Source organism: Acetobacter sp. DmW_136 (assembly GCF_008690365.1).
Lineage (GTDB): Bacteria > Pseudomonadota > Alphaproteobacteria > Acetobacterales > Acetobacteraceae > Acetobacter > Acetobacter oryzifermentans.
The window spans coordinates 49,842-70,379 of record NZ_VHON01000030.1; the positions used below are offsets into that span (position 1 = coordinate 49,842).

Here is a 20,538-nt window from a genome sequence, read left to right on the forward strand (position 1 = left end):
CCGTTATGTGTTGATGCTTAGGGATGCTCCCCAAAATGCGTTTTTCTTTTCGGTCTGAAACCTGTGCTGCTGCGGTTGCCTGTTTGCTGGCAGCTGTACCCTCTTTTTCTCACGCACAAAGTGTAACTGGTGCGGGGTCCAGTTTTGCTGCCCCGATTTATGAGGCTTGGGCCTCTGCCGCCAAAGCAGATACAGGTGTTAATGTAAATTATCAGACTGTAGGTTCCAGCGCTGGGCAGAACCAGATTTTGGCAGGCACGGTAGATTTTGGGGCATCTGATGCGCCTATGGATGCCAAAAAGCTGGAAAGCGCCCATCTTTTTCAGTTCCCCACTGTTATGGGCGGGATTGTGCCGGTTGTGAACATTCCGGGCATTAAGGCAGATGTGTTGGTGCTGAGTGGTGATGTGCTGGCCGCTATCTACTCTGGTGATATCACCAGTTGGAATGATCCAAAAATTGCCGCACTTAACCCCGGTGTTTCTCTGCCAGATACGGCAGTAGCGCCTATCCATCGTGCAGATGGGTCTGGCACAACATTTGTGTTCACATCCTACCTCGATCAGTCTTCCAAAAATTGGCATGATCAATACGGTGCAGGCACATCTATCAGTTGGCCGGGTGGCTTGGGCGCACGCGGGAACGATGGCGTAGCCGCTACCGTACAGAATACGGAAGGTGGTGTAGGGTATGTGGAATATGCCTATGCCAGCCGTAACCACCTTACTACCATCCGCCTCAAGAACAGTTCTGGTCAGGCTGTAGCAGCCTCTCAGGCCAGCTTCTCTCAGGCAGCAGAAGCAGCAGATTGGAAAAATGCTTCGCATTTCTCTGTTAATTTGCTGAACACTTCTGGCGCGCAGGCATGGCCAATTGTTTCTGCCACGTATGTTCTGGTGCCACTGCCTGCACGTAATCCCGCGCGTGATGAAGCTGTAAAGCGCTTCTTTATCTGGGATTTTGCAAAGGGTGATTCCATTGCAGCAAAGCTTGATTACGTGCCGTTGCCCAAGGCTGTTAAAGATAGCATCCAATCTGCATGGCAGGCTGGTAAATAAGCTTTTTATTTCAATAAGATATTTTATTATGGAAAGCGGCCCCTTTGTGGGCCGCTTTTTTCATGAAACTGTCATGAAACCATCATCTAAGCGTCACGCACAAAAAGTTGGAATAAAGTTATTCACCACGCATCGCTCCTCTTCTGTTTTGGAATGGCCATGATGCGTCGTTGTTCACCGCTTCTTCCATCTTTTGCGTTTGCTTCAATTTTGATGTCTGGAATTGCCCCAGTGGCCGAGGCTTCCAGTTCAGATGATGCCCAGATCCGTGCATTGAAAGCCGAAATGGCTGAAATGCGGCGTGAAATGATGGGGCAGATTACACATCTTAAATCTCAGATCGCCCAAAATGAAACACGGCAAAGAGGCCCTGCTTCACGTCGTGCTACACGTACAACGGCACAAAATGGGTATAAGTTCCCGGAAAAATATGCTGATAACGATGTAGATCCTAACGTAAAGTTTGGTGAACAAACACCACGCAAAAATATTCTGCTGAACAACGGTGTGGGCACACCCCCTTCTGATCGCGGCATGACGACATCTTGGAAGGACTTCAAGGCCGCAACGCAAAAGGATGAAAACGTGCACGTTGGGGGCATGATCATCGGCTTCCCCAAAGGGCGTTTTACGGTTGCATCAGAAGACGGAGCTTATGGCCTGTCTATTGGTCTGGCATTTCATGAAGACTTTGGTGGCTTTATGGGCATGTCTCCGCGCCGGGGCGAAACCAAAGGTGATTTCTCAAGTTTCACAGAAAATGCACGCCGCCTGCGTATTCCATTCACCTTCCGGTATAAAGATTGGGTGGCAAACATTACGCCTGATTTCGGGTCTGGCAGTGCGGACGGATCGGATGGTCTGTATGAAGCCAACCTGAACTACACCGGCCTGCACAACACGATTCTAACAGTAGGTTATTTTCAGCCACGTGTGACGGAAGAAGATTCCGAAAGCTCCAACGATTTCGAAATGATGGAACGTCCTGCCATCACGGATATCGTGCGTAACATTGCCGCAGGCGATGCCCGCTTTAGTGTTGGTGGCTTGCATTATGAAAAACGCTGGTGGATTGCAGGGTATTTCACTGGTCAGACATTTGGTAACCGTGCCAAGGATACCAATATTGGTGATAGCCAGACCGGTGGCACCTTCCGTGTTGCCGGGCGCCCCTATGTTTCTAAAGACATAGATGTGCATCTGGGCCTTTCCGCCATTAGCGCATTTAAGGTGAATGATGGCACTAATGGCCGCACATATACCTTTAAAGAAGCCCCGGAAGTTAACCTAACAACAACGGCACTGCTGAATACAGGCGCGCTGCGCAATATCGGCTCCGTATGGTCTGCTGGGCCGGAACTGGGTTTCCGCTGGAAAAAGCTGGTGCTGAAGGGGGAATATTACCACATCGGCGTGACGCGCAATCAACAGCAGGGTGGGCAGTCTCTGCCATCTCTATCGTTTGAAGGTTACTATGGCGCAGCCAACTATACGCTGTTTGGCAAGCCCCGTATGTATAATGAAAAAGAAGGTGCGTTTTCTGCTCCGGGTGTGGAACACGAATTTGATCCCGCACACGGTTACTGGGGCGCGCTGGAACTTTCTGGCCGTTACAGTGTGGCTGATTTTGATGATACGGCAAACAGTGTGCGCGGTGGCCGCCAAACGGTATGGTCTGGTGGGGTAAACTGGTATCCCAACCGCCACTTCCGCGTGATGCTGGACTTCAACCACTTTATCGTAACGCGTAATAGCCAAGCCTATAATATTCTTGGCCGTGATGGGAATTCTGTAGCTGCCCGTGTGCAGGCCGCATTCTAAATCCGATATTCTGCCATTAAAAAAGGGATCGTTCCGAAAGGAACGATCCCTTTTTGCTGTTATCAGCCCACAAAACGCGTGTGAGCTAAGATAAAGCGTAGTTTTTACTGCTGCGGCATATAACCAGCATTGGGGGCAGGCAGCACGTTTTTGTAGGCAACCATGCAGGCTACATACGCATTGTTGTACTGGGTCTGAATGCCACCTTGCTGGCTGTTGGAATAAGCACTGCCACCAAGGCCACCCCCCAAAGCACCTGCGGCTGCACCAATACCAGCGCCTGTGCCACCACCAACAGCAGCACCCAAGCCTGCGCCCAGCGCAGTGGTTGCCAGCCCACCATAGAGGGCCTTCCGATTCTGGCTACCTGCCTGACCATGCACAGCAGCAGCAGCCTGAGAGCGGCAGAAATTTTGTTCCTGCAAAAAGGTGCCGTAATCTTTGCCGGGGCCGGGCAATACCTGTGCGGTAGGGCCCATAGGTGTTTCAGCGCAAGCTGCAAGCAAAAGAGCCGGCAGGAAGGCAAACGCCGCTTTATGAAGCTTCATGTATATTTGTCCTTTGTATATAAGCCATGATACATGCGTATATATGGTAGATAATCATGCCATTTTTAAGGAAAAGAAAGAATGAAAATATGATCAGGCAGAGTTTTCTTACAAGATAAACAGCTCAGCAGTCATTAAAAAATAAACTAGCCTTACTTCCGTTTGAAACGTTGGCTCTTTCTGTTATGCAAACGTTTATTCTAATAACAAAAAATCAATATGAAAGACTTACGAATGAATGCCGTAGTTAAACTGTTTATTGGATGTGATCCAAACGATTGCGACCTAGAACAGTTAATGGTGTTACACTATAGTATTACAAAATATAGTAGTCTTCCGGTTGATATTACTTTCATGCAGCTTACGCGTGATCCTTCGAGTTTCTGGTATTCTGGCTTTAAGCCGGAAGAAGGCTGGAACACGACGGAATGGCCAACGCCGTTTTCTGGCTTCCGTTGGGGTATTCCTGCCTATTGTGGCGGCAAGGGGCGTGCGCTGTATATGGATGCTGATATTTTTGCCCTTTCAGATATTGCAAAGCTATGGAACCTGCCTATTCCAGAAGGCAAGGTGATGCTGGCATCTGGCCAAGGGCGAGATTTGCGGCTGGGCACCCTGATGTGGGATTGCGAAGCCGCCATGAAGCTTCTGCCCCCGTTAGCGGAAATTAAAAAAGACGCATCGGCTCATAAAAAGCTGAAAACGTTTTTTGAAAAGCATCCCGAATATATTCAGCCACTAGATCCCGCCTTTAGCAATCTGGATGGCGATGGCATGCCGTTGGAAGCGCTAAAATTCCTGCATTATTCAGATATGGGTACGCAGTTTTCCCATAAATATTCTTTGCAGCGCTTAAATGGTGAAGACCGCAAACACTGGTTTGATGGCACAATTTACAATCATCCGCGCCCGGATCTGCAACAGAAGTTTGATGAGCTTTATAAGGAAGCACTGGAAGCCGGGTTCAGCCTAGATACCTATCGGGTAAAAGAACATTTTGGCGTTTTACCCAAAAAAACGCAGGTGCGTTACAAGGGTAACAAAATTACGCGCTCGTTATTTCGGTTTCTTAAACCGATCAAGTAAAATGCTTTGGCCTATGCACTGGTGTTCCGATGCATAGGCTATCCTGCGTTAATGTTGTGGCACGTGTTGGCTTAAGTTTTCCAGCCAGCAGGTTTCGTTTTTGGGTTGGTTACAAAGTGTGCTGGTTAAGGGCAGAGGCGCACCTTGCCCCGGAACGTTGTCTAGCTTCAGGCCATCTCGCAGTTGGGCGAGAGATTGATGGAAAACAGCAAAGCGGATTTCTTTGCGTCCATCAGGGTGCTTCCATGTTTCAAAAGCCAGTGTTGTATCTGGGGCTGTGGGGTCTGGTTGGTCTGTAAAGGTCCAATCCAGCCCAAATAGCGTTGTCAGCATGTCCAACGTGGTATCGTGCCCGGCAAACATAACCACACGGGCTTGCGTAGGCAGCACATTGCCATCTGGCAAGGTCAGGGGCTGTTCATTCAATAGTGTTAGAATAGCTTGGGCCAGTTTGCCGCCACGTGGGATGGCAATGGCAGGGGCGCGGCGCATACGCGCACTTTGATAATTATGCACAGGCAGAACACTGTTGAGCGTATGCACGGCATCTGTATTTGCTGCGGTTATGGAAGAAGGGAGCCCCTGCGCATATTCCAGCAACAGGGCTTCTGAAACAGTAGAACCTAATGCCAATCCGTTTTCTGCATGAGGCGCACCTTTTTTCCATGAGAGGGGCGCATGCTTGAAAAAACATGGGGTTGCGCCCGTGGTGCATGCGCTAGGGGCGAACAGAGTTTGCAAGGTTTGGACGCCGGATTGCACAGGTGGCGGCAGTTGCGTATCCGGCATGCGTTCTGGATCTAGGGCTTTTTCAACGTCATCTGTGTCCAGTGTCGTTTTTTTAGCGGCTAAAGCGTTAAACAGCAGATCATGCGTTTTGGCAGGCATGGAGCGGGCCTGTGTCTGGCATCCATCGCTTAATGCAGCAGCCAGAATATCGCCACTGTGCTGCGTGCGGCTGCTGGCGGAATCTGCCCATATAAAAGCTGGTTGTTCTGGCAGGCAACGGGCCGCAGCATCTCTGCTGGCAATGTGGTAATAGCTTTTTAAAAATTGCCCCATAAGGCCAAGATCAAACTGGCCATGTGCTGTCATCTCACCAGGGGGCACAGGCCATGGTGTCCATGTGTGGCGGGTCTTTTTTTCTAGCTTGTCTAAAGGTTTTGTTGGGCTGCGGATTCCGTGGCGGGAAACCAGCACAACCCGTTCTAATGTCGCCTCAGAGGTATTCGCCTGTGCAGCAGATGCTTCTGAAATAGCGATTGTGGGTGAAAAGGCTGAAAGTGAAGTGCCCAGAAGGCAGGCAAGAAGCAAAGCGGAGGAACGGAAATAGGAAAAATTCATGAGGTCTCGGTCATACGTGTCACAAGCAACTGGTTGATACGGAACCCTTCCACATCCACCACTTCAAAGCGGAAACCAGCGGCATCTACCCGGTCTGCCTTGCGGGCCATACGGCGCAGACGGTGCATAATAAAGCCGCCGATTGTGTCAAACTGCTCGCTATCGGGCAAATCCAACACATGCAGTTCTCGGATAACATCCCCAATCGGGGCTGCGCCATCTACCAGCCACGAGTTTTCATCACGCTTTACAATGGCCTGTTCTTCAAACGGGCTGGCCAACCCATCCATCAGCACGCCCATAATGTCTTTAAAGGTAATTAGCCCCACAACCAGCCCATATTCATTAACTATCAGGGCAAAGCCGGTGCCGTGGGTATCAAACTGGGCCAGCGTATCCCAAAGGTTGAGTGTTTCGGGAACAGAGAGAACTTCACGCCGCATCCGGGCAATGGGGTTGCTGTGGGGGCGGCCAGAAGGCGCAATGGAAGGGTCCACCACAGATGCCAGAACGTCTTCTGCACGGATGGAGCCAATAACCTTGTCCAATCCGCCGTTGCACAGCGGATAGCGGGAATAAGGATTGGTGCGTACCTTTTCGTGGTTATGTTCGGGCGTGTCCTGAATATCCAGAAAGATAATTTCATCACGCGGTGTCATGGCGGAGGTAACGGAACGTGCCTGTAGGGCCAGCACGTTCTCAATCATCTGGTGTTCCTGTTGCAGCAGCACGCCGGATGCCGTGCCAGCGGCCAGAATGGCGTGCAGGTCTTCCGGTGTTATGGGTTCCACCGCAGAAGCAGCCGGGATTTTCAGTGCATGCAAAATGGCATCAGAAATTTTGGAGAAAATCCACACAAACGGATACAGCACCCGTAGCGCCACGCGGGGGAACCACCCAACCGCCATGGCTACTTTGTCCGGGTTGTTCATGGCAACGCGCTTGGGCAGCAGATCTGCAAACAGAACAAAGGCGCCGGTTACAAAAATAAAGCTGAAGGTGGAGGCCAGATTTTGTGCCCACCAGTCTGACATACCCCAGCGGCTTAAAAATTCGGTTACAGGCGGGGTGAACATTTCGGAGCTGGCAATACCGCCCAGAATCCCCACACCGTTCAGGCAGATCTGGATGGCAGTCATAACCTGCCCGCTGTTACGGCGCAGGGCCAGAAAGGCCTGTGCACGTTTATCTCCGGCTTCTGCACGACTGCGAAGCCTGACCTCCCGCGCAGCTGCGAAGGATATCTCGGAAAGTGAAATGAGGATGCTGACAGCAATCAGCAGGACAAGGGTCAGCAGACCCATAATAAACAGGAACAAGAGAACGTCCGAAATAAAGTGAAACCTGTAATGGTGGTTTCATCTATACCCGCAGGCCGAACAGATACCTAGTTTAATTTTTGATCCCAACCGGAATGAGAAGAAACTTCAAAATACTGTCATGCAGGCACAGATGGGCTTTGCAGGCGTTGGTGTAATGCGTACCGTGCCCCAAATTTTGGCCGGTTGATGGGTGGCAAAAGCTTAACCAGCGGTGAAAAAAACATGTTTAAAGCCCTGTATGTAGAAAAAACAGAAACTGGCCAGCGGGTTACGCTGCGCGAACTGGCAGAAGCAGACCTGCCAGAAGGGGATGTAACAATTCGGGTGCAGTGGTCATCCCTTAATTATAAGGATGCGTTAGCACTTACAGGCAAGGGCCCGATCATACGCAACTGGCCTATGGTGCCGGGTATTGATCTGGCCGGTCGGGTAGAGGCTTCTGCCCACCCTGCGGTTCCTGTCGGGCAGGATGTTATTGTAACCGGCCATGGCTTGGGGGAAAGCCGCTGGGGAGGTTTTGCCCAATTGGCCCGTGTGCCGGGCTTATGGGCTGTGCCGCAACCATTGGGGTTGAACGGGCGGCAGGTTATGGCGCTTGGCACGGCTGGCTTTACAGCCATGTTATGTGTGCAGGCCCTTCAGAGAGAAGGGGTGGAACCCGCAAGTGGGCCGGTGCTGGTAACAGGCGCGAGTGGCGGGGTTGGTAGCGTGGCTATCATGCTGCTCTCCCGGTTGGGGTATCAGGTTGTGGCGGTAACCGGGCGGTTGGAGGAACAACCTTATCTGCACAGTTTGGGAGCTGCGGAAGTATTGCCACGCGCGCATTTTACCACGCCATCCCGCCCGTTGGAAAAAGCCCGCTGGGCAGGTGCGGTTGATGTTGTGGGGGGGCAGGTTTTGGCCTCTGTTTGTGCAAGTATGCGCCCACAAGGGGTGGTAACGGCCTGCGGGTTGGCCGGAGGGATGGATTTTCCCGCAACAGTGGCCCCATTTATTTTGCGAGGCGTTACCTTGGTGGGCATTGATAGTGTGCAATGCCCCCGGCGGGAGCGCCAGGATGCATGGGCGCGTCTGGCTGAACTGATACCCTCCCGGCAGCTTGATGATATGGTGCGTGAGATTGATCTGGCGGAAGCGCCGCAGGCCGCAGATATGCTTCTGGCTGGCCATGTGCGGGGGCGGCTGGTTGTACGCATTCCCTAAGCCAAAAGGTTAAGATGCCGCCCTGTTCTGTGTATTGGGTGGCTGGTATTGCGTCAGCACGCCACCGGGCTGGAAGATATAGATGGTATCCGCATGTGCGATGGTTGCCGGGCGATGTGCAACCATAATGCGGGTTACATTCATGTCGCGCAGGGCTTCGGCTACCCTGCGCTCGGTAAGTTCATCCAGATGGCTGGTGGCTTCATCCAGAAACAGGATTTCAGGTTTACGATAAAGCGCACGAGCCAGAATGACACGCTGCTTCTGTCCGCCAGAAAGCCCGCTGCCCATATCACCTACCAGGGTTTCAAACCCCATGGGCATCCGCTTGATATCATCAATAATGGCTGCGCGGGTGGCGCATTCCACCAGCCATGCTTCATCCACCTGTTCGGAGAATCCGCTGATATTGTCGGCAATGGAGCCGGAGAACAGGCCATCATCCTGCAATACTCCAGCAATGCGGTTGCGATAGCCTTCAAGCGTCAGGCTTTCCAGATCCGCGCCATCCAGCCGGATGCTGCCTTCCTGCGTTTCCATCAGCCCCATCAGAGCTTTGAGAAAGGTAGTTTTGCCACAGCCTGAAGGGCCAACTATGGCTACACTGCTGCCGGCTGGCACTTCTAGCGAGATGTTGCGGAAGATCCACGGGTCCTGCGTGCCGTAGCGGGCAGATAGGCCGGAGCAACTGAGCGTGCCACCGGCTGGTTGTTCATCCAGACGGGGCGGAGGAATGGCCGCCGTGGTACTTGTGGCTTCCGGGTCTGTCATCACAATGTCAGACAAGCGGTCTGTTTGCACATTGAGCATGCGTATCTGGAAGCCGCTGCTGATCAGGTTGCCAATGCGTGTGGCGAATTGATCTTTGTAGGAGAGAAACGCTACCAGCATACCAACTGTCATGTGGCCGCTCATTACTGCGCCTGCACCCAGCACCATCATAATCAGACGGTCGGCGCCAAAAATCAGATCGCCCATGCGGCCATAAATCAGATCATAGCGTTGCAGGCGCAGGCGGATGTTAATGCTGTCCACTAAAAGGTTTAGCCATGTGGTGCGGCGGCGCTCACGCAGGCCCAAAAGCTTCACGCTGGCCATGCCGCGTAGGGTTTCTATAAAATGGCTTTGCTGGCGGGCATCAATAACAATCTGTTCTTCAGATGCCTCGCGGTAGATGCGGTAGGTGATCAGGCGCAAGAGCACATCCAGCCCTGTGGCCACCATAGCCACCATGCCCAGCCAGCCACCATAAATAAACAGCATGATGGCCATTCCCACAGCCATCAGCCCATCCATGACTGTTTGCACCATATCGGTGGTAATGGTTTTCTGGATGGTGCCCAATGCGTTAAAGCGCGAGAGCACATCGCCCACATGGCGTTTGGAGAAGTAATCCAGCGGCAAGCGGGAGAGGTGGTCGAACAGGCTGGTATTCCATTGCAAGCCAACCCGTGTGCTCAGAAGCAGCACGGCCCATTGGCGTACGCAGCCAATAAGCATCTGCAAGAGCAGAAGCAGGGCCATACCGCAAGCAATGGTGATAAGCAGTTCGTGATCAGCCGTTACCACCACTTCATCAATCACTACCTGCGAAACCATGGGCATGACTAACGCAATAACTTCCAGCCCAAGGGAAAGCGTCCCCAGCACCATCAGCGCCGGGCGCAGCCCTGCGACATGGCGGAACAGATCGCGCAGGCGTAGAGTTTCACGGTCATCCTCGCGGCGGAAGCTGTCATTAGGGGTGGCTTCTAGGGCAATGCCCGTAAACTCGCGTGAGACTTCGCCCATGCTGAGCGTGCGGCGGCCCACTGCTGGGTCATGAATGGTAACTTTGTTGCCCTTAACCTGTGTAAGCACCACAAAGTGGTTCATGCTCCAGTGCAAAATGCAGGGCATGCGCAGGTTGGGCAGATCTTCCAGTTCCAGCCGCACGGCGCGGGTAGATAGGCCCACCGTATCGGCCGTAGCGATAAGATCGCGCAGCGTAACACCTTTAACAGATATGGAATAACGCCTGCGCAGCGTGGCCAGATCAATCTGGTTGCCATAATGGCCCATAATCATGGCCAGGCAGGCCAGCCCACATTCCGCGGCTTCTACCTGCAAGATGACAGGAGTGCGCGAACGCCATCCGAATTCAAGGGATTTGAGGGTGATGCCCATTACCTCAATCCTCCGCTCACGGCGTAAAAATCATCACGCATGCTGATAACGGGATCGAAAATCCACTGGTAGAGCCTGCGGGTATCAATGGCGATATCGGCTTCCACTTCCATGCCCGCTTCAAGGGGTTTGTGTTGGCCATAGGCTTCTACAAATTGCTGATCTGGGCGCACACGAATGCGATAGATATCCTGCCCCGGATTTTGCGATTGTGTTTTGTCTTTGTCTGAAGGAGCGGCTTTTTGGCCTGTGCCATCTGTTGCCGTTACGGGTGCGCGCGTGATCTCACTGACATGGCCGCGGTACAGGCCAAAGCGCTGATAGGGAAAGGCCGCATAGCGCAGCAAAACAGGTTCGCCCTCATGCAAAAACCCTATAGAAGCAGAGCTAACATACAGTTCAGCTTCTAAAGCATGGCCTGTGGGCAATAGGGTGAGCAGGGGGGTGCCGGAGGAAACCTGTTGGCCGGGATTAACGCGGACGGCAGTAAGGGTGCCATCATCTGGGGCCAATATAATACTGCTTTGGTGGCCTTCGCTTTCGGCAATCTGTTGGTCAATCTGGGCAATTTGTTTATCCAGGTCGTTCAGATCGTGCGCCAGTTGGCCATCATAGCGGATCAGCTTTGTGGTAAGGTCTGCAATCTTTCCTTCTGTATCTGTATAACTTTGCAAAAACTGTGCGTGACTGCTGAGCAGTTGGGCATAGGTATAAAGTTGGCTCTGGAATTGTGTTTCTGTTACCAAATGCGCGGATTGTGCCGTTTGCATACGGCGGACGGCAGCTTCCACCACGGGCAGCACATGGGCATCATTATCAAGCTGGTGCCCGATATGTTGGTGTTGCTGGTTAAGATAACGGATTTGGGTTACCATAGATTGTTTTTCTACGGGAGCATCCTTGGCACGAATGTCCTTTTGCTGCTGCAACAGATCACGCTGGTGGCGCAGTTGAGAAAGAATATGCTCCTGCGTAGGGCCTGATGCGGATGTGGCTTCCAGATCTATCGTGAACAGCACATCACCTTTTTTAACATGGCGGCCTTCTATGGCGTTTTGCCGGGCTATGGTGCCAGTTGTATTGGCGTTAACGGTAATGAGGCCTGAAGGAGGAACCATCAATCCGGTGGCATGCACACGCCGGGTATAAACACCCCAGATGGTGTAGAGAATGGCCAGCATCACAAGGGCGAGCGTAAACCACGCCGCAATTCGGATGGAAAGCGGTTGAGAGGCCTGAACCTGCCCAAGCCATGATTGGCGCCGCGCGTCTAGAACCTCGCGCCTAAAAAGGTTCGAACTCATGCAGGCTTTTTTGAAGAGTGCAAAGTTTTACCACTTAGTGTTTTTGTAAAATAACCAGGCGGCTTTTTGAAAACCGCCTGGAAATTCCTGAAATTAAACTTTCAGAATGTCACCCAACAGGGAGGTTACGCCATTGGTTGTGGCGTCCAGACCCGTCAGCAGGCCATCAGCAATCGTGGTCACGCCGCTTGTTGCAGCAGGAACCAGAGCATTAACCGTGCTGTTCACGCCGCCAAGAATGGTAGCCAGGCCAACATCCAGACCAGCCAGTGTGTCTGTCAGTGTGGTACCCAGAGCATCGCCCAGCGTACCGCCAGCAACCATAGCGATTTCGGAATCGTTCAGAGTTTTCATAGGTTTTCACCTTAGACCAAGAAAGTTGTGCCATTGCGGCAAACCTATATTCTGGCAAAATATATTTTCTGACAATAGTATAGTAAAGTAAATAACAGAAGAACACTTAAGAAATTAGACAAATAAAAAATTATATATTACACAATGCGTATTTATTTTGTTCACTAATACTTATCAAAAATAAATAATCAAATCAGGTATGTGATTTTTGCATTCATGAGCGCAGATAAAAAACTCTTACATTTTGATGTGTTTTCATGAAATTTATATGGTGATTCTCAGATGTCAGATTCAAATACTATAGAAATTACCTTACCAGATCAGGATGTCTCTCTTTCTGGTGCATCTGCAATGACGGGTTCTAATTATTATAAAATTAGCAATCCATCTGATTATCATTTTACATTAGATCTTTCGATTACCACATCTGATTTATACGCAACGTATGATCCAACAAATAAAGAAACAATTATCAGCACGGATCTTAACGCAGGTAGTGGTTATACAAACCAGAACCTTTACGTTGTGATACCAGATACAGCTACAGTTAGTAATCCGTTAAACATTACGCATAGCTTATCTGGGGCGTATCAAGTTACAAATATTACAACAGATGGGACGTATAGCGATACATTTGCGTGTTTTTTGAAAGATTCATTCATAAAAACAGAAAATGGATATGTGCCGGTGCAGGATATTGTCCCCGGTAGAATGATTTCTGTTTTTATGGATGGTAAAGAAGAACAAAAAGAAGTTGTATGGGCCGGAACAGCACGTGTTGTTGTTAATGGCAATTTGCCAGAAGATCAGGCCGGATATCCTGTACGTGTTTTAAAAAATTCTATTTCAGAAAACGTACCTTTTAAAGATATGTTGATAACATCTGAACATTGTCTGTTTGTGGAAGGAAAGTTTGTTCCTGCCCGTATGTTGGTAAATGGTCGATCCATTTATTATGATACAAGCGTGACATCTTATAATTACTACCATATTGAAACGGACAAACATTCCGTTATCATGGCAGATGGTATGCTGACTGAAAGCTATCTGGATACAGGAAATCGTCGTAACTTCCAGTCGGCTGGCAAAGTTATCAGAATTGGTGGCAAACAGAAAAACTGGCAGCAAGATGCCGCTGCGCCATTGGGTGTTCAGCGTGAGTTTGTTGAACCAATTTTTCAAAAAATTGAAGAAAGAGCAAAAAATCTGGGAATTGAAAATCGCGCAGAACCAAAGGTTCTTATTGAAGATCCAGATATTAAGCTCATTACAAATGCTGGGGCGACTATTTACCCTTTCAAAAAATCCGAGAACACTTACAGCTTCATGCTCCCAGCAGGGGTGGAAAGTGTGCGTGTGGTTTCTCGCTCCAGCCGTCCTTGTGATTCTATCGGCCCGTTTGTAGATGACCGCCGCCAAATGGGTGTTGCTGTTGGCAAAATCCATTTTGGTTCTATCCGGGCATCACAGCAGGTTACGGAGCATCTGGCGGCCTCTAAGCCAGAAGGGTGGCATGATATGGGGTGGCAAGATTGCGCATGGACAGATGGCAATGCCGTTTTGCCACTGCTTAACATTGCTACAAACAAAATGGGTATTCTCAGTTTAGAAATCCGAGCATCCGGCCCGTATGTTGTGTGTGTCGATCAGCAGGAAGATGTAGCGCTGTCAGCATAATTTCTGCGGCAAGGTTTTTTGCCCGGCTTAACAAAAAAGCCCCAGCATCCTAAAAATGGATGCTGGGGCTCTAAATAAAACTTCGTTAGAAAAAGTGGAAGGCTTTAAGCTTCTAATCCACCATCTACCGGAATGGCCGCGCCTGTAATGTATTCAGCCTGTGGGCTGGCAAGAAAGGCAACTGTAGAGGCAATATCCGCCACCGTGCCATAAGCACCGGTCGCCACAAAGCTGCTGATCAGTTTTGCAACTTCGCCTTCAGCCGGGTTCATGTCCGTATCAATTGGGCCGGGTTCTACCACGTTGGCTGTAATGCCTTTTGGCCCAAGATCACGCGCAACACCCTTGGCAAAACCGCGAAGCGCAGCTTTTGTTGTGGCGTAAAGAGAAATACCGGGGAAGGGCGCGCGTGCACCAAAAGCAGAACCTATAAAAATAAGGCGGCCACCTTTTTGCATGTGCTTTGCGGCTTCTGCTGTTTCAATCATAACAGCACGCACATTCAGGTTGAGAACTTTTTCAATATCTTCAACGCTGGTTTCATGAATTGGGCCGTAAGGGAACATGCCCGCATTGCACACAAGCGCATCAATACGGCCAAAATCTGCAATGGTTTTGGCAATAACAGCCTTGTTGCCTTCTACTGTGGCTCCGTTGGCTTTAATGGTGATTGCCTTGCGGCCCAGTGCACGCACCTTTTGGGCAATTTTTTCGGCCGCATCTGCATTGTTGGCGTAAGAGAGAGCAATATCGTAGCCATCTTTTGCCAGAGCCTCAACAATAGCGGCACCAATGCCTCGGCTTCCGCCGGTTACAAGCGCAACACGGTTGCTCATAGTTTTTAACCTTTCTTTTGTTTTGTGTGGGCAGGATCAGGGTGCGTTCAGGCCCAGCATCAGCCGGATGTTCTGTAACGCGGCACCAGATGCCCCTTTGCCCAGATTATCCAAACGGGCCGTAAGCAACGCCTGCCGGTTTTGGGTATTGGCATGCACGCGCAGTTCCATTCTGTCGCTTCCAGCAAGGGCTTCGGCAGAAAATTTTGGCTCTGCGGCCAGCACACGCACATGGTCTTGCCCTGTGTAATGTTTTTCCAGAATGTTGTGCAGGTCTTCCCCGCTCACGTTTCCGTTCAGATCATCCAGATGCAGCGGAATGGAAACAATCATGCCGCGTGCAAAGTGCCCAACAGATGGCACAAAAACTGGCCTGCGCTTAAGCCCCGCGTGCTGGTGAATTTCGGGTACATGCTTATGCTCAAGCTTCAGGCCATACAGTTCAAATGCTGGGCCGCCATCGCGCTCATGTGCTTCAATCATGCTGCGGCCCCCGCCAGAGTATCCGCTAATGGCGTTAATGCACACGGGGTAACGTGCATCCATAATGCCAGCATCAAGCAATGGGCGCAGCAGGGCAATGGCCCCTGTGGGGTAACAACCGGGGTTGGCAACGCGGGGGGCAATGGCAATGGCTTCAGCCTGTCCGACTTCTAGTTCGGGAAAACCATAAACCCAGCCGGGTGCTGTGCGGAAAGCTGTGCTGGCATCCAGAATGCGCGGCGCCGCATCGCCTAACCCGGCAGCCATTTCAACTGCCTCGCGCGATGCATCATCGGGCAGGCACAGCACAACCAGATCTGCGGCCTGCATGGCTTCCTTACGGGCGGCCGGGTCTTTCCGCTGTGCGTGATCTATGGAATGGAGTGTGACAGGCAAAGGGGCAAGGCGTTCGCGAATTTCAAGCCCTGTTGTGCCGGCTTCGCCATCAATAAAGATTACGGGTTTCTGTGTCATGCCTTACCTCATTCTGGTTCTGGCGGCAGATTAGGCTTTCTGGCTGCTGCCGCATAGACGGCGCGGCTGTTTATGGCAAAATGCCATCATATCTTTTGCACCGGGCTGCGGTGTATGTATGCAAACCAAAGGCAGAAACAAGCATGGTCACTTCACCTACGCCAAGGCAACCGGCAGAAACTGCAAAACAGGGCAGCAGCCAACAGGCCGCATACGAACTGCAACGTCTGCTCGCCCTTATGGCCCGCTTGCGAGACCCCAAGGAAGGCTGCCCGTGGGATAGAGAGCAAACGCATGAAACCATAGCTCCCTATGCCATTGAAGAGGCGTATGAAGTGCTGGATGCCATACAAAAACAGGATTGGAATGCGTTTCCTGATGAACTGGGAGATCTGCTGTTACAGGTGGTGTATCAGGCCCAGCTTGCACAGGAAGAAGGGCAGTTTGATTTTGCAACCGTAGCACGCATGATTACGGAAAAGATGATCCGCCGCCACCCGCATGTGGTGTTTGGTGCCGATGTGCTGGAAGATCAAACCGTAACTGATTCTCCTAAGCCAAAACAGGATATTCCCGGCCAGTGGGAAATGCTAAAAGAGCAGGAACGCCGCCGCAATGCCAGGCAGAAGAATGGCAGAGGGGCAGCAGTGCCAGGAGCCTTGGCTGGTGTGCCGCCAGCATTGCCTGCGTTATTGCGCGCTTCCAAATTGGCTGCGCGGGCTGCCCGTGTGGGGTTTGATTGGCCAGATATTTCTGGCGTAGTGGCCAAGGTTCATGAGGAAATTGAAGAGTTTTCTGTTGAACTGGAAGCTGGCAACCGTGAACGCATGCAGGATGAGCTTGGCGATGTTTTGTTTTCTATTGCCAGTTTGGCACGGCGGCTAAAGCTGGACCCGGAAGCCTGCTTGCGTCAAGCGTGTGACAAATTCACCCGTAGGTTTGAAGGGGTAGAGGTTGTTCTGGCAGAGCAGGGGCTTTCTATGTCTGACCAAAGCGTAGAAGTGCTTGATGATATTTGGGAAAGTGTCAAAAAATTAGAAGCAGAAAACAAAAAATAATGCCTGCCGCGGGTGGGCTTGGTATATCCCTCATGTGGGGCAGCCTGTTACGGCATGCCCCGTGCATTATAGAGTATTAGTCTGTCAGGCTTTGGCCTTTTTTTGTGAGGTCACTGCACAGCTTTACGCGCTTGGAAAGGTCAAGCGTGGCAATATCAAAGGGTTTGGAAGTGCTGTTTTGCAGTAGCCCTTGCCCGCCCAAAGAGTAACCTTGATCGTTTCGTACATCAGGCCGTTTGGAAAGATTGCGTGCAACGCTGCGTGGTGTGGTGCCAGAGGCATAATTTTTATGCACGCAATAGGAAAGCAGTCCCGCCACATTTCCGGTGCTTGCGTTTTCTATTGATGGCAGGCCGCCTTCTCCCAAAACGCCAGGAGTGGAGGTGGTAGAGGTGCCCGAAACATTGCCCACAACCTGCGCACCATTAGTAGGAGCAGAAGCCGGATGAGCAGGATCTGTTACCGGAAGGGAACCGGCAGGAGTGGCAGGAAATGTGGTGCCTGCTGGAAGATGAGAAGGCATGTCCTGTGCTTGTGTCATGCTTGCGGCGCTTAGCCCCAGAATACAGCTTGCAGCCATTATTGTTTTTTTAGTGGAGAACATTTAGATAGCCCTTTCAAAATTTTCCATACAACAGGTCTTATTCAAAAAGTGCCGCTACCTTTTTGTAATAAAAGCTCAATAGCGGGTTCTGCCCACTAGAATGCACCAGAGCGGGAAAAGTTCTTTTTGAGTGTCATCCGCCAGATATTTCTGTGGCGTTGCTGTCATGATGTTTTTGAAAAGTTTGTGCTATAAAAAGGAAAGGCCCGGCAGAACCGGGCCTTTCTGAAACATATAAATATTTTGTGAAGCCGGGTCTCAGGCTTTTGGGGCCTCAGGCTTTGCATCCTGTGCCAGATATTCCATCAGACGGCGAGAAAAGGCATTTACATCCTTGGGTGTCTCACCATTCTGGATACTGGCAACATCCAGCAGGATATGGGCCAGAGTATCTACCTTTTCCCCCGCTTTTACCTTTTGCGCCAGCGTGTGCACGATAGGATGAGCCGGGTTGAGTTCCAGAATGGGTGCAGCTTCTGGCATGCTCTGCCCACTGCGTTGCATGAGCTTGCGTAATTGCAGATCAGGCCCACCTTCTGGCGCACTCAACACCATTGCGCTGGAAACCAGACGGTCTGTGGCGCATACGTCTGAAACATCTTGCCCGAGTGCGTCCTTCAGAGCTGGAATCAGAGTTTCCATATCTGCTTTTTCGGCTGATGTTTCTTCTGGCGCGCCAAATTTTTCCAGATCAGTCATACCCTGTGCCACGTTGCGCAGGGTTTTGCCCTCATACGTGCCCAGACGATCCGGCCAGAAGGAATCCACTGGGTCAGACAACAGCAGCACTTCCACACCGCGCGCCTTGAAGCCTTCAATCTGCGGAGATGCTGCCAGCACTTCTGCGCTGTCACCTGTTACGTAGTAGATGGCATCCTGTTCTGGCTTCATGCGGCTGACATACTCATCCAGAGATGTCAGACCATCCACGGCGCTGGAACGGAAGCGGCTGAGTGCGGCAACTTCTGTACGGTGTGTGGGGTCATCCCACATGCCTTCTTTCAGAACTGGGCCAAAGTTTTCCCAAAATGCAGCGTAGCTTTCGGCATCTTTGGCGCGGGTTTTGAGTTCACCCATCACCTTGCTTGTAACTGCCTTGCGGATACGGGCCAGAACAGGTGTGGCCTGCAACATTTCGCGCGAGACGTTAAGCGGCAGATCTTCCGTATCTACAACACCCTGCACAAAGCGCAGCCATGGCGGCAGAATTTCGGCTTCATCGGTAATAAACATGCGGCGCACATGCAGGCGCAGCTTGCTTTCACGCGTTTGTTCCGCAAACTCAAAAGGCCGCATGGAAGGGATAAACAGCAGGGCTGCAAATTCAATGGTGCCTTCTGCGCGCCAATGCAACGTATCCCACGGTTTATCAAAATTATGGGTGAGATGGCGGTAGAATTCTTCTAGCTGTTCTTCTGTAATGTCACTTTTGGGTTTTAGCCAAAGGGCCTTGCCTTCGTTGGCTGTTTCTTCTTTGCCATCATGCAGAATGGTAACAGGCCATGCAATATTGTCCGACCATTTGCGGATAACAGTTTGCAGACGGGTAGGATCCAGAAACTCTTCAGCGTCAGACTTGATGTGCAGGGTAATATCTGTACCCGGCTTGTCCCGCGTGGTGGGTTCCAGTGTGTAAGATCCACGCCCATCAGAAGTCCAGCGCCATGCTTCATCAGATCCGGCACGGCGAGAAACCACATCCACTTTATCCGCCACCATAAAGGCCGCATAAAAGCCTACGCCAAACTGACCAATCAGGCTGGGGCGATCTTCCGGTTTTGCGTTTTCAAGCTGCTGGCCAAAAGCACGGGTGCCAGAGCGGGCAATGGTGCCAAGGTTGTTAATCAATTCTTCCTTGGTCATGCCCGAACCATCATCGGTAATGGTTAACAGGCGCGCATCTTTGTCAGGGTTAATGTGAATTTTGGCATCTTCTGGCAGGGCGCGGGCACCATCTGTCAGGGCTTCAAAGCGCCTGCGGTCTGTGGCGTCTGCCGCGTTGGCCACCAGTTCGCGCAGGAAAATTTCTCTTTCAGAATAGAGAGAGTGGACAACCAGATCCAGCATTCGCCCAACTTCTGCACTAAACTCCCGCGTTTCGGCATTGGGTGTGGTGTTCTGGGTTGTTTCTGTCATGTTTACGTCCTGTAATGCATTGTTTGCTTTATATGTGATTATCAGATGTGGTGGTTAAGCCGCATTTTCAATATCCACTCCGTGAGATAATGCGCATGCTTCTTTTCTATAAACCGTGAGATGCGGGAAAGAGCTTCAACAGTTTTTCTGTAACACGCGCCAATGCGTTGGAGAGCGGAGCAAAGCCTGCGTGGCAGATGTGGGTTTCTTCGTCCATGTACAGGCTTCTACGCATTTCAATTTGCAGGGCATGCAGGTTTTGCTGCGGTCTGCCGTAATGGCGAGTGATATATCCGCCTGCATAAGGCTGGTTGCGCGTGGTACGAAAGCCTAAATTCTGCAAGGTTTGTTCGGCTGCGCTGATAATATCTGGGTGGCATGTGGTGCCGTGGGCATCGCCCAATACAAAGTCTGGGCAGGCAGTTTCTGGCATATCGGGCATGGAATGTAAGTCTAGCAGCAGGCAGATGCCGTGTTTTGCGCGTGTTTTTTCCAGCATATCGGCCAATGCTGCGTGGTAAGGCATCCAGTAATGGCGGATGCGCAAGGCGGCTTCCATAAAGGGTAGACGGTGCCAGTAAATGGGTTTTCTGTTACCTACGATGCGCGGAATGGAGCCAAGGCCAGCAAGACCACGCTCTGTAGGGCGCACAAAAGCGGGAATGGGGCCGTGAAACATGCGGGTATCGAGATCCCACGCGCCACGATTTACATCGCAAAACACACGGGGGAAGGTAGCATGCAGCAAAGCAGGCCCTAGCGCGTGTGCCTGTTCTGCCAAAAGGTGAATATGGCTATCCTCTCCACTACGTAAGACAGAAAGCGGCTGACGGGCGTTTTGCACAAAGGTTTCTGGATAAAACTGCCCGGAATGCGGAGAAGCCAGCACAATAGGCGCGCCCACGGTACCTTGCACCTTAAACGGAGCAGGGGAGATAGCCCGGCCTGCCTGATCTGGCAAATCTGTCTGTGGTGCGTTTTCCAGCAAACGTGCCAAATGGCGAGGCAGCAGGGAGTGGGCAAGATTTTTCATGTTGCCGCTATTCTAAGGGGTTGCGTTTGCC

At 51.3% G+C, this 20,538-nt stretch carries 17 protein-coding genes; 6 read left to right on the forward strand and 11 right to left on the reverse strand.

Going from position 1 to position 20,538, the window contains the following annotated elements; all coding sequences use genetic code 11:
* Positions 1–23 precede the first annotated feature (23 nt).
* Entirely contained in the window at positions 24–1,058 is a 1,035-nt protein-coding gene (pstS, locus tag FKW31_RS10615; protein ID WP_082823102.1) for a phosphate ABC transporter substrate-binding protein PstS, read from the forward strand.
* Positions 1,059–1,211: 153 nt separating this feature from the next.
* A complete protein-coding gene (locus tag FKW31_RS10620; RefSeq protein ID WP_063353411.1) occupies positions 1,212–2,879 on the forward strand; it encodes an OprO/OprP family phosphate-selective porin in 1,668 nt (555 codons plus the stop codon).
* A gap of 104 nt (positions 2,880–2,983) precedes the next feature.
* Here the strand turns inward: FKW31_RS10620 and FKW31_RS10625 are convergent, their stop codons facing one another.
* Complete coding sequence (locus FKW31_RS10625) at positions 2,984–3,427, reverse strand: glycine zipper family protein (RefSeq protein WP_006116868.1); 444 nt, start codon at positions 3,425–3,427, stop codon at positions 2,984–2,986.
* A gap of 219 nt (positions 3,428–3,646) precedes the next feature.
* On the opposite strand from FKW31_RS10625, the gene FKW31_RS10630 reads away from it, so the two are divergent.
* Positions 3,647–4,513, forward strand: coding sequence for a hypothetical protein (locus FKW31_RS10630; protein WP_006116869.1), 867 nt, complete (start codon positions 3,647–3,649; stop codon positions 4,511–4,513).
* A gap of 48 nt (positions 4,514–4,561) precedes the next feature.
* Here FKW31_RS10630 and FKW31_RS10635 read toward each other — a convergent pair whose 3' ends face one another.
* Positions 4,562–5,857 carry a histidine-type phosphatase gene (locus FKW31_RS10635; RefSeq protein WP_006116870.1) on the reverse strand — a complete coding sequence of 432 codons (1,296 nt, stop codon included), beginning with the start codon at positions 5,855–5,857 and terminating at the stop codon, positions 4,562–4,564.
* Positions 5,854–7,176: a hemolysin family protein gene (locus FKW31_RS10640; protein WP_006116871.1), complete on the reverse strand. Its 1,323-nt coding sequence runs from the start codon at positions 7,174–7,176 to the stop codon at positions 5,854–5,856. Before FKW31_RS10640 ends, FKW31_RS10635 begins: the two co-directional genes overlap by 4 nt.
* A 225-nt stretch (positions 7,177–7,401) precedes the next feature.
* Between FKW31_RS10640 and FKW31_RS10645 the strand changes: the two genes are divergently transcribed.
* Positions 7,402–8,382, forward strand: a complete 981-nt coding sequence (locus FKW31_RS10645; protein ID WP_150178532.1) for an MDR family oxidoreductase — start codon at positions 7,402–7,404, stop codon at positions 8,380–8,382.
* Positions 8,383–8,391: 9 nt separating this feature from the next.
* Here the strand turns inward: FKW31_RS10645 and FKW31_RS10650 are convergent, their stop codons facing one another.
* The 3 genes from FKW31_RS10650 to FKW31_RS10660 all read right to left on the reverse strand — a co-directional run bounded on the left by FKW31_RS10650 (position 8,392) and on the right by FKW31_RS10660 (position 12,206).
* Positions 8,392–10,548, reverse strand: a complete 2,157-nt coding sequence (locus FKW31_RS10650; RefSeq protein ID WP_150178533.1) for a peptidase domain-containing ABC transporter — start codon at positions 10,546–10,548, stop codon at positions 8,392–8,394.
* Complete coding sequence (locus tag FKW31_RS10655) at positions 10,548–11,852, reverse strand: HlyD family secretion protein (RefSeq protein ID WP_089178470.1); 1,305 nt, start codon at positions 11,850–11,852, stop codon at positions 10,548–10,550. Before FKW31_RS10655 ends, FKW31_RS10650 begins: the two co-directional genes overlap by 1 nt.
* 93 nt (positions 11,853–11,945) lie before the next feature.
* Positions 11,946–12,206, reverse strand: a complete 261-nt coding sequence (locus FKW31_RS10660; RefSeq protein WP_006116875.1) for a hypothetical protein — start codon at positions 12,204–12,206, stop codon at positions 11,946–11,948.
* 282 nt (positions 12,207–12,488) lie between these two features.
* Between FKW31_RS10660 and FKW31_RS10665 the strand changes: the two genes are divergently transcribed.
* Complete coding sequence (locus FKW31_RS10665; RefSeq protein ID WP_150178534.1) at positions 12,489–13,883, forward strand: Hint domain-containing protein; 1,395 nt, start codon at positions 12,489–12,491, stop codon at positions 13,881–13,883.
* Positions 13,884–13,987: 104 nt separating this feature from the next.
* Here FKW31_RS10665 and FKW31_RS10670 read toward each other — a convergent pair whose 3' ends face one another.
* Positions 13,988–14,719 carry an SDR family NAD(P)-dependent oxidoreductase gene (locus tag FKW31_RS10670; protein ID WP_150178535.1) on the reverse strand — a complete coding sequence of 244 codons (732 nt, stop codon included), beginning with the start codon at positions 14,717–14,719 and terminating at the stop codon, positions 13,988–13,990.
* 36 nt (positions 14,720–14,755) lie between these two features.
* Positions 14,756–15,676 carry an N-acetyl-gamma-glutamyl-phosphate reductase gene (gene argC / locus FKW31_RS10675; protein WP_150178536.1) on the reverse strand — a complete coding sequence of 307 codons (921 nt, stop codon included), beginning with the start codon at positions 15,674–15,676 and terminating at the stop codon, positions 14,756–14,758.
* Between the two features lie 143 nt (positions 15,677–15,819).
* Here argC and mazG point away from each other — a divergent pair, with 143 nt between their 5' ends.
* The gene (gene mazG, locus FKW31_RS10680) at positions 15,820–16,734 is read left to right on the forward strand and encodes a nucleoside triphosphate pyrophosphohydrolase (protein WP_150178537.1); all 915 of its coding nucleotides are present in this window, start codon (positions 15,820–15,822) and stop codon (positions 16,732–16,734) included.
* 76 nt (positions 16,735–16,810) lie between these two features.
* On the opposite strand, the gene FKW31_RS10685 is transcribed toward mazG, so the two are convergent.
* The 3 genes from FKW31_RS10685 to FKW31_RS10695 all read right to left on the reverse strand — a co-directional run bounded on the left by FKW31_RS10685 (position 16,811) and on the right by FKW31_RS10695 (position 20,507).
* Entirely contained in the window at positions 16,811–17,338 is a 528-nt protein-coding gene (locus FKW31_RS10685; RefSeq protein WP_089178474.1) for a DUF2501 domain-containing protein, read from the reverse strand.
* 258 nt (positions 17,339–17,596) lie between these two features.
* The gene (gene htpG / locus FKW31_RS10690; RefSeq protein WP_150178538.1) at positions 17,597–19,474 is read right to left on the reverse strand and encodes a molecular chaperone HtpG; all 1,878 of its coding nucleotides are present in this window, start codon (positions 19,472–19,474) and stop codon (positions 17,597–17,599) included.
* Between the two features lie 106 nt (positions 19,475–19,580).
* Complete coding sequence (locus FKW31_RS10695) at positions 19,581–20,507, reverse strand: N-formylglutamate amidohydrolase (protein WP_150178539.1); 927 nt, start codon at positions 20,505–20,507, stop codon at positions 19,581–19,583.
* Positions 20,508–20,538: the final 31 nt, after the last annotated feature.

What these genes read in the sequence shown, in the direction of transcription:
- htpG (WP_150178538.1), bottom strand. Translation starts at nt 19,474, where the DNA reads ATGACAGAAACAACCCAGAACACCACACCCAATGCCGAAACGCGGGAG.
- FKW31_RS10665 (WP_150178534.1), top strand. Translation starts at nt 12,489, where the DNA reads ATGTCAGATTCAAATACTATAGAAATTACCTTACCAGATCAGGATGTC.
- FKW31_RS10670 (WP_150178535.1), bottom strand. Translation starts at nt 14,719, where the DNA reads ATGAGCAACCGTGTTGCGCTTGTAACCGGCGGAAGCCGAGGCATTGGT.
- FKW31_RS10635 (WP_006116870.1), bottom strand. Translation starts at nt 5,857, where the DNA reads ATGAATTTTTCCTATTTCCGTTCCTCCGCTTTGCTTCTTGCCTGCCTT.
- FKW31_RS10630 (WP_006116869.1), top strand. Translation starts at nt 3,647, where the DNA reads ATGAAAGACTTACGAATGAATGCCGTAGTTAAACTGTTTATTGGATGT.
- argC (WP_150178536.1), bottom strand. Translation starts at nt 15,676, where the DNA reads ATGACACAGAAACCCGTAATCTTTATTGATGGCGAAGCCGGCACAACA.
- FKW31_RS10650 (WP_150178533.1), bottom strand. Translation starts at nt 10,548, where the DNA reads ATGGGCATCACCCTCAAATCCCTTGAATTCGGATGGCGTTCGCGCACT.
- FKW31_RS10660 (WP_006116875.1), bottom strand. Translation starts at nt 12,206, where the DNA reads ATGAAAACTCTGAACGATTCCGAAATCGCTATGGTTGCTGGCGGTACG.
- mazG (WP_150178537.1), top strand. Translation starts at nt 15,820, where the DNA reads ATGGTCACTTCACCTACGCCAAGGCAACCGGCAGAAACTGCAAAACAG.
- FKW31_RS10685 (WP_089178474.1), bottom strand. Translation starts at nt 17,338, where the DNA reads ATGTTCTCCACTAAAAAAACAATAATGGCTGCAAGCTGTATTCTGGGG.
- FKW31_RS10695 (WP_150178539.1), bottom strand. Translation starts at nt 20,507, where the DNA reads ATGAAAAATCTTGCCCACTCCCTGCTGCCTCGCCATTTGGCACGTTTG.
- FKW31_RS10645 (WP_150178532.1), top strand. Translation starts at nt 7,402, where the DNA reads ATGTTTAAAGCCCTGTATGTAGAAAAAACAGAAACTGGCCAGCGGGTT.
- FKW31_RS10620 (WP_063353411.1), top strand. Translation starts at nt 1,212, where the DNA reads ATGGCCATGATGCGTCGTTGTTCACCGCTTCTTCCATCTTTTGCGTTT.
- pstS (WP_082823102.1), top strand. Translation starts at nt 24, where the DNA reads ATGCTCCCCAAAATGCGTTTTTCTTTTCGGTCTGAAACCTGTGCTGCT.
- FKW31_RS10655 (WP_089178470.1), bottom strand. Translation starts at nt 11,852, where the DNA reads ATGAGTTCGAACCTTTTTAGGCGCGAGGTTCTAGACGCGCGGCGCCAA.
- FKW31_RS10625 (WP_006116868.1), bottom strand. Translation starts at nt 3,427, where the DNA reads ATGAAGCTTCATAAAGCGGCGTTTGCCTTCCTGCCGGCTCTTTTGCTT.